Origin of the sequence: Methanosarcina sp. (genome assembly GCF_035390745.1) — an archaeon.
In the GTDB taxonomy this organism is placed as follows: domain Archaea; phylum Halobacteriota; class Methanosarcinia; order Methanosarcinales; family Methanosarcinaceae; genus Methanosarcina.
This window is the reverse complement of the sequence record NZ_DAOOUJ010000073.1, coordinates 1-12,877: the sequence shown is the minus strand read 5'-3', so window position 1 is coordinate 12,877 and position 12,877 is coordinate 1. Positions and strand designations below refer to the sequence as shown.

At 44.6% G+C, this 12,877-nt stretch carries 12 protein-coding genes; 9 read left to right on the top strand and 3 right to left on the bottom strand.

The window, feature by feature from the left end; genetic code table 11:
- Entirely contained in the window at positions 1–1,569 is a 1,569-nt protein-coding gene (locus tag PLL47_RS13130) for an ABC transporter substrate-binding protein (RefSeq protein WP_324446806.1), read from the bottom strand.
- Between the two features lie 766 nt (positions 1,570–2,335).
- Here PLL47_RS13130 and PLL47_RS13125 point away from each other — a divergent pair.
- The 7 genes from PLL47_RS13125 to frhB all read left to right on the top strand — a co-directional run bounded on the left by PLL47_RS13125 (position 2,336) and on the right by frhB (position 8,919).
- Positions 2,336–3,052: a class I SAM-dependent methyltransferase gene (locus PLL47_RS13125; RefSeq protein ID WP_324446804.1), complete on the top strand. Its 717-nt coding sequence runs from the start codon at positions 2,336–2,338 to the stop codon at positions 3,050–3,052.
- Between the two features lie 388 nt (positions 3,053–3,440).
- Positions 3,441–4,757 carry an MFS transporter gene (locus tag PLL47_RS13120; RefSeq protein ID WP_324446802.1) on the top strand — a complete coding sequence of 439 codons (1,317 nt, stop codon included), beginning with the start codon at positions 3,441–3,443 and terminating at the stop codon, positions 4,755–4,757.
- 574 nt (positions 4,758–5,331) lie between these two features.
- Positions 5,332–6,699, top strand: a complete 1,368-nt coding sequence (frhA, locus tag PLL47_RS13115) for a coenzyme F420 hydrogenase subunit alpha (RefSeq protein WP_324446808.1) — start codon at positions 5,332–5,334, stop codon at positions 6,697–6,699.
- Positions 6,700–6,704: 5 nt separating this feature from the next.
- Positions 6,705–7,184, top strand: coding sequence for a coenzyme F420-reducing hydrogenase, FrhD protein (gene frhD, locus PLL47_RS13110; RefSeq protein WP_324446800.1), 480 nt, complete (start codon positions 6,705–6,707; stop codon positions 7,182–7,184).
- A complete protein-coding gene (locus tag PLL47_RS13105; protein ID WP_324446798.1) occupies positions 7,171–7,308 on the top strand; it encodes a hypothetical protein in 138 nt (45 codons plus the stop codon). Before frhD ends, PLL47_RS13105 begins: the two co-directional genes overlap by 14 nt.
- Positions 7,272–8,033, top strand: coding sequence for a coenzyme F420 hydrogenase subunit gamma (gene frhG, locus PLL47_RS13100; protein ID WP_324446796.1), 762 nt, complete (start codon positions 7,272–7,274; stop codon positions 8,031–8,033). Before PLL47_RS13105 ends, frhG begins: the two co-directional genes overlap by 37 nt.
- Positions 8,034–8,043: 10 nt before the next feature.
- Positions 8,044–8,919, top strand: a complete 876-nt coding sequence (gene frhB, locus PLL47_RS13095) for a coenzyme F420 hydrogenase subunit beta (protein ID WP_324446794.1) — start codon at positions 8,044–8,046, stop codon at positions 8,917–8,919.
- Between the two features lie 671 nt (positions 8,920–9,590).
- Here the strand turns inward: frhB and PLL47_RS13090 are convergent.
- Both PLL47_RS13090 and PLL47_RS13085 read right to left on the bottom strand, forming a co-directional pair.
- Positions 9,591–9,818 carry a type II toxin-antitoxin system HicA family toxin gene (locus tag PLL47_RS13090; RefSeq protein WP_324446792.1) on the bottom strand — a complete coding sequence of 76 codons (228 nt, stop codon included), beginning with the start codon at positions 9,816–9,818 and terminating at the stop codon, positions 9,591–9,593.
- Entirely contained in the window at positions 9,811–10,026 is a 216-nt protein-coding gene (locus PLL47_RS13085; RefSeq protein ID WP_324446790.1) for a type II toxin-antitoxin system HicB family antitoxin, read from the bottom strand. Before PLL47_RS13085 ends, PLL47_RS13090 begins: the two co-directional genes overlap by 8 nt.
- A 290-nt stretch (positions 10,027–10,316) precedes the next feature.
- On the opposite strand from PLL47_RS13085, the gene PLL47_RS13080 reads away from it, so the two are divergent.
- Positions 10,317–11,036: a CDGSH iron-sulfur domain-containing protein gene (locus tag PLL47_RS13080; RefSeq protein WP_324446788.1), complete on the top strand. Its 720-nt coding sequence runs from the start codon at positions 10,317–10,319 to the stop codon at positions 11,034–11,036.
- A 387-nt stretch (positions 11,037–11,423) separates the two neighbouring features.
- On the top strand, positions 11,424–11,987 hold the full coding sequence (locus PLL47_RS13075; protein ID WP_324446786.1) for an OB-fold protein: 564 nt from the start codon (positions 11,424–11,426) through the stop codon (positions 11,985–11,987).
- Positions 11,988–12,877 lie beyond the last annotated feature (890 nt).

The following is a 12,877-nucleotide window of genomic DNA, read 5'->3' as shown; positions in this document are numbered from 1 at the left end:
TCAGGCAAATCCGATGTCCTTTGTGATGATTGTATACTCATTTGGATACATCACAAAGCCTTCAACATCTGATGAAAGTGCATAGATTTCGTTGGCATAGAAGATGGGCAGTATTGCTGCATCTTCCTGAATCTGCACCTGAATTTTATCATACAGCTCAGCACGTTTCTTTCCGTCAGGTTCGGTTCTTGCTTCAAGAATCCACTCATCTACCTGAGGATTGGAATAGCGGAGCCAGTTGGACGCATAATTTCCTGTTGAGAGATAGTGGCTTGAGAGGAAGTAATCAGGGTCTCCGGTAGGTGCCGTACTCCACGCGGCAAATGAAAAGTCATAGTTTCCGGATACCGCGTTTTCTGTAAGTGCAGCACTATCCAGAATTGTCACGGTTGAGGTAATGCCAATGTCTTCCAGCTGTGAGGCGATGATTTCCGCACTCGGCTGAAGAGCTGCACGTTTTGTATAGGTCTGGATTTCTATGGTGAGCGGTTCACCGTTATAGTAGAGTTTGCCGTCCGTGCCTTTCGTTATTCCTGCCTCTTCGAAGAGTTCCAGAGCTTTTTCAGGGTTATATTCATAGGATTCTACCTGATCGTTTGCGTTCCACGGCATGGTATTTGTGAATATTCCCTTTGCCGGAATACCGGAAACTCCTTCAAGTGCTGTATCAACGATTTCCTGCCGGTTGATTGCATAGGAGAGGGCCTGGCGGACTCTGGTATCATTGAATGGGGCTTTGCCGCCGTTTACATACAGGAAATACGTCCGCAGCGTTTCTCTGGAAGTGACGTTTATATCAGGATTGGACTGAAGTGCTGAATACTCGCTCTGGAGAGGGTCTCTTGCAATGTCAACATCTCCTGATTTTATCAGCATGGTCCTGGCAGTGCTGTCTTTGTTGTACTGAATAAGTATGCGGTCAGCTTTGACCTCACCGCCCCAGTAATCAGGGTTCTTTTCAATTTCAAGGCTTGCACCCGGTTCGAAGGAAACAAACTTGAAAGGACCTGTCCCAACCGGCTGTTTGTCTGCGTCAACAATGCCGGGGCTGACGATAGACATGACAGGGTCTACAAGGGATGCGATTAAGGGAGCATAAGTGTCATTGGTTTCGATTACAATGGTGTACTCGTCGGTTTTTCGTACATCTTTGATAAAGGAATACTCTGATGATCTGCTGTTTGACGGGTCAAGTACCCTGTTCAACGAAAAGAGAACCGCATCTGCATTCATTTTTGTTCCGTCGTGGAAGGTGACATTTTCACGGAGCTGGATCTCCCAGTCGGTATCGTTTAGCTGTTTGTATCCAGATGCAAGTTTGGGCATGAGGTTCATGTCTGCATCATAATAGAACAGTGTTTCATAGATGCCTGCCTGATGGACGTACCACCCTGTCCAGCCGTTGGCAGGATCAAGACTTCCTCCGGTATCCGGACCTTCGTTAAAAACAACACGGAGAACTTTTTCTTCAGTCCCTTCAGTCGCTTCAGTCTCAACACATCCTGCACATAGCAGCGCCACAATCAAAATTACGGCAACTTTTGGGATGGTGAGTTCTATTTTTGGCACTTTAAATTTCACCATTAACACCAGTGTGGATAAATATTTAGTATATTAGTAACATTATTTTTAACTTAGTTATGTGTGGTAGTATATAAATTGAGTGATTTCATTCTATTCTGTGTGGATATTGGTGATGAAATATCGAATTCTCTGAATTCGGAAATGTCCAGTAATCTTCATCGGCATTGACAGATACTGTGTTGCCGGGTTTAATCAGTCTATTAATTTAAGTTCTGAGCATAATTCGTGAGGTGCAGAGGGCAAGCTGCCAGAGTGGAGCCAAAAGCACAAAAATATGAGGTTTTTATTCGCTCTTCATTCCAGATCTCGTGTACAGGTCAGTTGACTGACTGATTTTCCGGTAATATTCAGAATATATGCCTGAACTAGTTGCTATTTATCTTAATTATGTTATGAGATAACACGCTTAAATACTATTATTTTGTTAATTAAGAGGATCAAAAATCAATATCATTATATATTGTAACACTATATTTTGTAATATTCTTACTAAACTGTGTAGTTTAATGAGAAAAATGACAAAATTACGGGCTGTCACTCCGGCACTCATCGTATCAATTACTGTTTTCGCGGCAATTTTACGCGCCGGATGCATACAGAGTAAAGGCGGAAGGAAAATCCAGAAGAGTTGACAGTAATTCCATCAAAAATTGATCTTGAATGATTTGAGGCAGATGAAGAAAAGTGGACAATGTATCATACTGTTCCGGACAGAGGCAGTATGGTACCGATTTTACTTGAGGGACAGAAAATGAAAGATAAAATCTTAGAATACTGGGACTTCAGAAGTTCTGATTATCACACGGAATATGCTGAATGTATGGATGAAGAAATTGATATCTGGAAATCCATTTTTTCTGAAATTCTGCTGACGGATAAAAAAGTACGTGCAGTGGAAGTTGGAACGGGACCCGGAATTCTTGCAATCTCTCTTGCTTCCATGGGGCATGATGTAACAGGTGTTGATCTGTCAGAAAAAATGCTTGAAAAAGCAGCTGCAAATGCCAGAGAAAAGGGAGTAAATATTTCGCTGGTGCGGGGAGATGCAGAAGAAATTCCTCTCAAAGACGGAGAGTATGATTTTGTTTTTAGCAAGTATCTTCTCTGGACTCTTCCTCAACCTGATAAGTTTCTGGATGAACACTACCGGCTGTTAAAAGACGGGGGCTTTATGATGATAATTGATGGTATGTGGTTTCAAAACCCCGACGGGACAGAGAAGACAGGCAGCAGAAACTCCCGGTTTGAAGAGCTGTATGCTGATGTTAAGCCGAATCTGCCCCTTGCGAAGGACAATACGCCTGAGAGAATAACTGCCCTCGTAAAGTCTCATGGATTTGAAGTTGTTTCGTGGAGATTTCTGGACGATTACGATGCGTTTCTTGAACGAAATGATCCTGAGGGTCATGCAGCATCGTATATCCAGCCTCCGCATATGATTCTTGCAAAGAAAAGAAGTCAGGTTTGATTACCTTTTTTCTGGATCTTCGCAGTTTCGTGTGGGCAAATTGTCTGAAGCTTCAGGCACATGCAGAGGACTTTATTGCTCACCCTGTTTTATCCGAACTTTATCCTAACTTCATCTATACTTTCATAGATTCTCACATAGTGCGGATGATGAGCAAAAATATTTCAAAATTGAGCTCTTTGATGAGACGGAGGTCACAAAAGGTTCAGATAGAAAAATGTATTACAATGTTGAACCTTTTCATTTGAAATTCTTATTTATACCAGACGTTCTGCAAATCTTTCTGCCGCTGAAGATATGGCTGCACAATTAGAAGATTTTGAGATCTAATAAACTATTCGAGTGGCCTATTCCAATGCCATCCCATCTGAATTAAGTGCTGGAAACTATGATCTTTCTTTGGCGAATCGGGTTACGGCACCAGGCTGAGGTTCTGTCCTTTTGCCTCATTATCTGTCAACAGGTCCTGTGCAAACAGGTTCCTGTACAGCTCTTAAAAGAATTACTTTGTATCCATGAAGGGATTAACATTACTGCAACTGTTAGCAAAAAGCTTCTCGGGGCAATCACCGGACATTTTCTCATAGACCTCTATACCCCTGTACTTCCGATAATTCTTCCATTTCTAATCAGTACAATGGGTCTGTCCTATTTTCTTGCGGGTCTTATTGTCACCGCATTTAATGTAGTATCTTCAGTAACCCAGCCGTTTGTTGGCCTCTACAGCGATAAAACCGGCTGGCGTGCAAGTGTCCCTATGTGTGTTTCAATTGGCAGTCTGGGGATCTGTCTTACCAGTTTCACCAGCAGTTATCTGCTCCTTCTCATGCTGGTAATGGGAGCTGCAGTAGGACATGCGCTGTTTCATCCCTCAGCAATGGATCTGGTTTACCGGTTAAGCCCCCCGGCAAAACGCGGGATGTACACTTCGATATTTACAACCAGCGGCAGCATCAGCTATTCTATCGGGCCTTTTATTGCAGGGAGTTTGATTGAGTTTGCCGGTCTTCCATCAGTTGTGTGGATGGTGATTCCGGGCATTTTAGGAGCAGCGTGGATTTACCGGAACGACCTCAGATATATGGATGAAAAAGTTTTTGAAAAGCCGGCAAAAGCAGTAATAAGCCAGCCTGTGGATAAGGGAAAATTCTGGTGGGCTCCTGCAGGACTGGTTGTGATAATCTGCTCTCTCCGCGCCTGGGCATACGTGGGGCTGATCACATATCTGCCAGCGCTTCTAACTCTCGAATATCAGGAGTTTGATACGGTGACAACGTCTCTTATAGTAACTATCATGCTGTTCTTTGGAGTCGGAGGCCAGATTGCAGGAGGGTATTTTTCAGACCGCTTCGGGCGCAAATTGATGCTTGTTCTGGGTCTTTTGTGTGCAGTGCCATTGTTTGCCCTTATTTTTCTTGCAAACGGCTGGCTGATGTATTTTGGGATTATGATGTACTCTTTTTTTGCCTGTTTCTGCTATGTGACATCGGTTACTATGACGCAGGAGCTTCTCCCCGGAAACGTCGCTTTCGCATCGGGTCTTATTCTGGGGCTTTGCATGGGCGTTGGAGGGATAGGAGCTGCAGTTATCGGATGGGCTGCTGATGTGATGGGGTCACTTTCTGATGCAATGTTTCTGTTGATTATTCCGACAATATTGTGTCCGGTTCTTGCATTGTTTATCCGGTATCCGGTAGAATATTAAAAAATTATTCGTGCACTGAGGGCTATGTATATCAGGTCAAAAAGGCATCATTTTTCCGTCCCCAGAAAAACAGGAGGCAGAGAAAAGCGAGATCATTGAAAACAGGGGTTGAAATTTTACATTGAGTGAAACTTTTATAAAATGATTATTTTTTATTTATTATTATATTTTAACGTGTATGGGTTTCCGCCACCTATTTTGTCATAACTTCTCATAACTTGACTAAATTTAGAAAATTATATATATGAAAGGATATTTTTTTAGAAGAAATTTTATTTAAAGGGGTATTAAAGGCAACGGATGACGATTAACTTTAACCCTCATTCTTGCTCCATGACCTTGGGATATTTTTTAAGAGATCAGGCTTTCCACCATTTAAGAATTTCAGTAATTTGACGGGGACTGGAAATGGTACGGAAGATATTCACTTCATCTGGAGTGCATCATTAGCTTACGAACCTGTCTGAACTCGATATCCAGAGTGTAACATTAAGCCACTATAATTAAGTCACTATAACCGTGACTCTCCGAAAAGGGAAAATGCAAAAACAAGAATCGAAAACGAGGCGATACTATTTCGAAAGTTGTAGAGATCTCTCCAACCACAAGACATGAAGGCCACTCCAAGCTCACCCTGAAGGTGAATGATCAGGGTATTGTTGAGCGAGGAGACTGGCTCTCCATCACCCCTGTCAGGGGTATTGAGAAACTCGCCATAGGTAAGACAATGGAACAGGTCCCGAAGATTGCCTCCCGCGTCTGCGGTATCTGTCCCATCGCCCACACCCTGGCGAGCATTGAGGCCATGGAGGCTTCTATTGGCTGTGAAATTCCCACGGATGCAAAACTCCTGCGGGTGATTCTCCATGCCGCAAACCGCCTCCACAGCATCGCCCTGCACAACATCCTGATCCTCCCTGACTTTTACATACCCGGGACGGAAACAAAGTTCAACCCGTTCTCCAGGGAAGAGCCTATCAGGAGCGTTGCTGCAAGGATTATCCGCATCCGCGAAATCGGGCAGGCCATTGGAGCCATAGCAGGCGGAGAAGCAATCCACCCCTCCAACCCGAGGATCGGCGGGATGTACCACAATGTGAGCCCACTGGCAAAACAGAAGATGGCCGATCTGGCAAAAGAAGGTCTCGTCCTTGCCCATGAGCAGATGGAATTCATGCTCGATGTCATAAGGAATATGCAGAACCGGGAGTTCGTCGACGTAGGGGGCCAGAAGATTCCTGTTCCCAGGAAACTCGGATACCACAACCAGGGAGTCATGGCCACATCCCCGATGTACGGCTCATCCAGTCTGGACGATAAGCCCACATGGGATGTTTCCCGCTGGAAAGAGAACCGGCCATGGGACTGGTATATGGGTGAGATGACCATTGATCTTGAGGACCCAAACTACCCAATAGGCGGTACCACGAAGATCGGCACCAGAGCCAATCCCCAGATGGAAGCCTGCAACAGTGTTCCTACCTACGACGGCCAGCCGGTTGAGGTCGGTCCGAGAGCAAGGTTAGCTGCCTTCAAGAACTTCGATGAGAAAGGCACCTTCGCCCAGCACATAGCCAGGCAGATGGAGTACCCGGACTGCTGTTATACCATTCTCAAGTGCCTTGACAAGCTGGATACATCAGGCAAGGTTCTAGCTGACCACATCCCTCAGGGAGACGGGTCAATGGGCTGGGCTGCAAACGAGGCACCGAGAGGGACAGATGTCCACCTTGCAAGGGTGAAGGACGGGAAGGTGCTATGGTACGAGATGCTTGTTCCTACCACATGGAATTTCCCAACCTGCAGCCGCGCTCTGAAAGGAGCTCCCTGGCAGATTGCCGAGATGGTTGTCCGGGCATATGACCCGTGCGTCTCGTGTGCAACCCACATGATTGTGGTAGACGAGAAGAACAAAATAGTCGCTCAGAGGCTCATCCAGTGAAGGAAATGGAAACTCTGTACTCCGAAATCGTGGTGGCAGGCTGCGGAAACCCGCTATATGCTGATGATGGGTTCGGGCCCGCAGTAGTGGAGAATCTGAAGGATATCGAGCTCCCGGAAAACGTCACTGTTATTGATGCGGGGCTCGGAGGACCCCATTTCGTCTTTACCCTCCTCAATCCCGAGTCCACAAAGACTCTTATCATCGTGGACATTGCGGACTTCGGGGGCGAACCAGGCGAGCTCAGGTGGCTTTCCGTTGACGAACTTCCCGCGGGTAGCTACTGCGATGCCCACTCATGGGACCTGACTGAGCCGCTCCAGAGCATCAAGGACGATATCCGGATCCGGGTCCTTGCATGCCAGAAGAAATACGTTTCTGCATCAGAGATGGTCATAGGGATTACAGACGAGGTACAGAGAGCCATTCCGGACGCTGTATCCGAGATACTGAAGGAAATCGGGATGAATTATGGAAATGCTTAACTCCATCAGGAAGACCGTGAGCGGGAAAGAAAGTACCGTTCAGGCTGCGATGGAGAAGAAGGTGGAAGCTACAAAGGAGGCAAAACCATGGCAAAGAAAATCAAGCTCGGGCATGTACATTTGAGCGGCTGTACAGGCTGTCTCGTGTCCCTGGCCGACAACAACCTGGGACTTATCAAAATTCTGGACGACTATGCCGACCTCGTCTACAGCCTGACGCTTGCGGATGTCCGGCATATCCCGGAGATGGACGTGGCGCTCGTCGAAGGGTCGGTCTGCATTCAGGACCACGAATCGGTAGAGGAGATAAAAGAGACGCGGAAGAAGGCAAAGATTGTGGTGGCCCTCGGCTCCTGCTCAAGCTACGGGAACATAACCCGTTTCAGCCGCGGCGGGCAGCACAACCAGCCCCAGCACGAGTCTTTCCTACCAATCGGGGATCTTATCGATGTGGATTTATACATCCCCGGATGCCCCCCGAGCCCGGAGCTCATAAGGAACGTCGCTGTAATGGCGTACCTGCTCCTGGAAGGGAACGAGGACCAGAAGGCGCTTGCTGGCAAATACTTAAAGCCCCTCATGGACCTTGCGAAGCGCGGCACGACCGGATGCTTCTGCGACCTGATGAACGAAGTGATCAACCAGGGCCTCTGCATGGGCTGCGGAACCTGTGCTGCATCCTGTCCGGTGCGGGCGATTACTTACGAGTTCGGGAAGCCTCAGGGCGAACGTGACCTCTGCATCAAGTGCGGTTCCTGCTACGGCGCCTGCCCAAGATCGTTCTTCAACTTCGAAGTGATGGATGAATTCGAGGAAATCAGCGAGTTAATCGCTGGAGCGCTTAAGTGAGGTGAGAGAGATGATTTCAGATCCATATCTCGGCAAATACATCACCTGCGTTTCTGCACGGAGCACGGACAAAGAGATCCTCAAAAAAGCACAGGACGGAGGCATCGCAACCACCCTCATGGTCTATGCCCTCGAGGAAGGAATCATAGACGGGACTATTGTTGCAGGCGAGGGTGACCGTCCCTGGGAGCCAAAACCGGTTGTCGCAATGAGCCGCGAGGACATCCTCAAGGCACAGGGGACGAAATACAGCATCAGCCCCCAGATCTCCTGGCTCAAGGAAGCGACCCGCTCTTTCGGCCTCGATAAGGTAGGAGTCACAGGCGTCTGCTGCCAGATGCAGGCGGTCAGGAAAGCTCAGCTCTATCCCATCAATATGAGGGACGTGCCAGGCAAGGTCGCACTCACAGTAGGGCTCTTCTGCATGGAAAACTTCCCTTACAAGTCCCTGCAGACGATTGTTGAGGACCACGCGGCTCAGAGTCTCGGCTCAGTTAAGAAGATGGAGATCACGAAGGGCAAGTTCTGGGTCCACACCGAGCGCGGGAACGTTGCCACCGTGCCTCTCAAGGCGACCCACAAGTACGAGCAGCCCGGCTGCCACGTCTGCCTCGATTATGTGTCCAATCTGGGTGACATTTCAACAGGCTCGGTCGGAAGCCCGGAAGGGTGGTCCACGGTTTTTATCCGCACCAAAAAGGGGAACGAAGTCTGGTCAAAGGCGGTAGCTGCGGGAATGTTCGAGACAAAGCCTATCGAGGATGTTAAACCCGGTCTAGAACTTCTCACGAAGCTCGCAAAGGAAAAGATAGACAAGAACAGGAAGACACTGGAAGAGCGCAGGAATTTCGGTGTTAACAAGGCGTTAAGGGATCCTTACGCCTAAACTTTTCTTTTTTATTGTTGAAATTATTCGGCGTTTCTATACCGAATATGAGAGTGGGATAGGAGCTCATCCCTAAGTTGTGATTTTTATTTCTGCAACAAAACAATGAGAAGGTACGAGAGAAAACGGCACGAACTTTTTTATTGAAAATTAAAATCCATATCGAGCGATGTCTGTCATATGATGCATGCATCAAGCGACGCATATTGCTATTTATAGTCTCGTTACAATATGATTGTTGCAGAAAAACGAATATTTTTCAGAGAATGTATGGTAGTACATTCCCTGAGTAATTTAATGAGGAAAGTACAGTGACAACCAAATTGGTCTTTAAGAATAAGAAGTTTTTCTTTGAGTTAGAAACCTCTGACCGACTGATACTGTTAAGTATCGGGCTGATTTTCCATCAGATTTTTTACTTACAGTTAGCATAAAAATATGTTGATTTGGTAATAAAATCCACTTTCTCTTTTTATTTTTAAAGAATCACTACCAATCAGCTTTTCCTATTGAATATGATGTATTACTGAAAAATTTAATGGAAAAAGATTTCTTGTATATTGCCAGCAACCGCCCGATATCTGCTCACTTCGTGAGCATGCGGGCGTGGAGGGAAGTTTCAGATTAATTTAAAAAAACGTTGCACTGGCTCCTTCTCCCATAAATAACTCTTAGAGTAAGTCAATCAATTCTTCTTTGCTTAAGCCAGTCTGATGAAGAATGTCAAGAAGTGTTCCCTTAGCAAGTTTTGTATGCAAAGGAACAACTGTTCTATAAGCCTTTTCATCAGTTATCTTTTGAAGTGATACATGGCTTCCTTTTTGTCTTATAACAACAAATCCAACCTTTTCCAATACATTTACAAGTTCTTTTCCGGATACAACTGGTAATTTAGACATTGGAGACTTCCACGAGTGTCAGGTAAGGTTTGGAAATTTGTTGCGAAAGGTCTTCAGTCCCGAAGCTCTCAATGTACAGTTCTATAGCTTCTTTAATATTTTCTTCGGCTTCTTCAAGGGTTTCACCCTGAGAAGTCACATTGAGCTCAGGACATCTGGCAATAAAGAAGTCATCTTCTTTTGTTATAGCTACTAGAAATTGTCTCATGGTCACTCAGGCTCGGTTTTCACACGCTTTTCTTTTAATATTTGTTACAATTCTATATCATATTAGCGTAGAAAGATTGTATTTAACTCGACCTGTTCTTGCTGGAATAGACAATCTGTTGTTGAATAGATGAGATAAAGGACTAAAAATATATTTTATCCTCTTGGATATTGTATCCTGGATAGCAATCTTCCAGGTTCTGGTGGCTGGTACGGGACAGGCAAAAACGAAGAAATAATAGTCAGATTAAACACCCAGTACTGCATTATAAGAAGTAATGGGGGATTATTATGGCAGCCACTGAGAAAGAAATGAGGATTAAGATAATCAAAGATGGGCCGTATCGCGTTACAGGTGAAGTGCCGCTTTTGGAACAGGTAATTGTCACCGATGACACCGGCCACACCAGAGAATTAATTGATGTAAAGGAATACCCCCGGCGGGAAGCCTATATTTTATGCCGCTGCGGCTCATCCGAAAATAAGCCATTCTGTGATGGGACCCACCGCAAGATCGGTTTTGACGGCAGCGAAACAGCCAGCAGAAAGCCTTACATGGAAAGAGCAGAAACTTTTGAAGGTCCTGACCTGAAACTCACCGATGCCTGCGAGCTCTGCGATCATTCCCGTTTCTGCCAGCGGGCTGGCGGAATAAGGAGTCTTGTACAAAAATCAGACGATCCGGAAGCCAGACAAACCGCAATAGAGGAAGCCATGATCTGCCCGTCGGGACGGCTGGTCCTGTGGGACAGGAAGACAGGCAAACCCTTTGAAAAAGAATTTGAACCATCTATTGTACTGGTCCACGACAAACAAAAAGGTTGTGAAGGCCCCCTCTGGGTTCGAGGCGGTATCCTCATTGAATCTGCAGATGGCAGCATGTACGAATCCCGGAACAGAGTAACCCTCTGCCGCTGCGGGAAATCAGAGAACAAGCCCTACTGTGACGGAAGCCACTGGATGAACAGCCAGCAGAAGATTGAGTTCAGGAAGAAGTGGGGTCTGGAATGAGTGAGTTCGTTGTTAATAGAGATTCTTGATAACATTGTTCTGCAACACAATTTTTGCTTAGAAGGGGGCTTATGAATAAAGTTATCGATTCTTCTTTTCTTCTTTTTTGCCAGCAACCGTCGATATCTACCCACTTCGTAAGCATGCGAGCGTAGTGGAAAGTATTAAAATGAATTTTAACAGGAAATTGGCGATACCTTCAGATCTAACAAAGTGCTGCGGGATCCCCACACCTGAAAAACATCTTTTTTTAATTGTAGAAGTTATTCAGCATCATTTAAACGAATGTGGGCATGGGGCGCACCCTGGATGAATCAATATTTTTAAATTTTTATCACTGTGAACCCATTCATAACATTTATATATAAATGTTTAATTTTTAAACCGGTGATAGTTTTGTCTTTATTAAAAACTTTATTTAAAGGTGTTTTTGGAATAATTATTTTATTTATAGTATTAGGAGCTGTATTCGGATCTGATTCATCGGATAATACAGAAACAAATAGTGATATTTCTGAAACCGCTGCAAGCAGCGATGAACCTGTTGAAGAAACAGTTAGTACTCCTGAAGACACTACTAATGAAGACGCTTCAGGAAGTGATGAAGCTGATAAAGAAATAGTCAGTACTTCTTTTTCGGATTTTGCTCTCTATATGGACTCTTCCGCTACTGAATTACAGAAAGAAACATTTTTCAATGAAAATTACAAGGACAAATATGTGACATGGTCTGGAACTGTGGAGGCTATATCCGAAAGTTTTGGTTCATATTCCGTGCAGGTAAAACATTCTCCAAATACATTGACTTCGGATGTTATTGTTAAAATGAGAGATGACCAGAAAGATAAATTATTACAGTTAAAAGAAGGAAGCAAAATAACTTACACTGCGAAAATGACCCGGTATGGTGAAATCTTAGGAATGTCTGCTGAAGACGGTGTGATTGAATAAATTTAAACTCAATTTGCGTACGGCTGCCCTGCCCTGCCCTGAGAAGCTGTCCGATAATTCGATTTCACGGCAAAAACATGCAAAAATAAGGGATTTAGCGGCTTAAAACCGAAAACGAAGAAATTCAGATATTTGCGTATGGAATTGTTGGAAGCAACTAAACAGTACCATATATAGTACCTGTTCAGGCTATTGTATATTACAAGAGCTATTGCAGAATGGCATTTTCGGATAGGATATAATCCGATGAATTTTCATAGATGGTGCTAACATGCGCCATCTATAACATGCTTTTATGGCACCTGCCAATTATACTTTTCTTCTTTTTTGCCAGTAGCCTCTCGATATCCACTCACTTCGTGATCATGCGGGCGTGGAGGGAAGTTTTAGGAGAATAAGTAATGTTAAACCTGTTCAAAAATGATGGGAAAAAGTGCTTTATAGAATGAAAACAGGATCAAAACTTAAATTTGCAAAATATGCGACCTTCTTCAAGATAAGATAATACAGCTTTAAGATTAACTGTATACAGCTCATGACTAATTGATATTTTTGGTGATATTTATAGAATCAACAGCAAACATCGAGAAGCGATTTATCGAACTCAAAAACATATGGTTCGTGATCGCCTCGTTTAGTTATATTGCTGCATTTGGCTTTATCATTGCATATTTTATCGGTGGCTACTCTCCCTATATAGCTGTAGCTGTGATGTGGGCATGTTTAGGAGGTCTGAATGTGATACTTGGCATACATAGCAGGAGAAAAGAAAAATAATAGATAAATTTCAATTTGTATAACGCTATGCAGTATACTCCCTCGCATAGAGTGAGTATATTTTATGAAAAATCAACACTCTTTGCAAACAGAACCAAAACTTATAGAAAAAA

Excerpts from the sequence above, each read along its gene's own strand:
- PLL47_RS13105 (WP_324446798.1), top strand. The coding sequence starts at position 7,171 with ATGGAAATGCTTAACTCCATCAGGAAGACCGTGAGCGGGAAAGAAAGT.
- frhB (WP_324446794.1), top strand. The coding sequence starts at position 8,044 with ATGATTTCAGATCCATATCTCGGCAAATACATCACCTGCGTTTCTGCA.
- frhD (WP_324446800.1), top strand. The coding sequence starts at position 6,705 with ATGGAAACTCTGTACTCCGAAATCGTGGTGGCAGGCTGCGGAAACCCG.
- PLL47_RS13080 (WP_324446788.1), top strand. The coding sequence starts at position 10,317 with ATGGCAGCCACTGAGAAAGAAATGAGGATTAAGATAATCAAAGATGGG.
- PLL47_RS13125 (WP_324446804.1), top strand. The coding sequence starts at position 2,336 with ATGAAAGATAAAATCTTAGAATACTGGGACTTCAGAAGTTCTGATTAT.
- frhG (WP_324446796.1), top strand. The coding sequence starts at position 7,272 with ATGGCAAAGAAAATCAAGCTCGGGCATGTACATTTGAGCGGCTGTACA.
- PLL47_RS13090 (WP_324446792.1), bottom strand. The coding sequence starts at position 9,818 with ATGTCTAAATTACCAGTTGTATCCGGAAAAGAACTTGTAAATGTATTG.
- PLL47_RS13120 (WP_324446802.1), top strand. The coding sequence starts at position 3,441 with ATGATCTTTCTTTGGCGAATCGGGTTACGGCACCAGGCTGAGGTTCTG.
- PLL47_RS13085 (WP_324446790.1), bottom strand. The coding sequence starts at position 10,026 with ATGAGACAATTTCTAGTAGCTATAACAAAAGAAGATGACTTCTTTATT.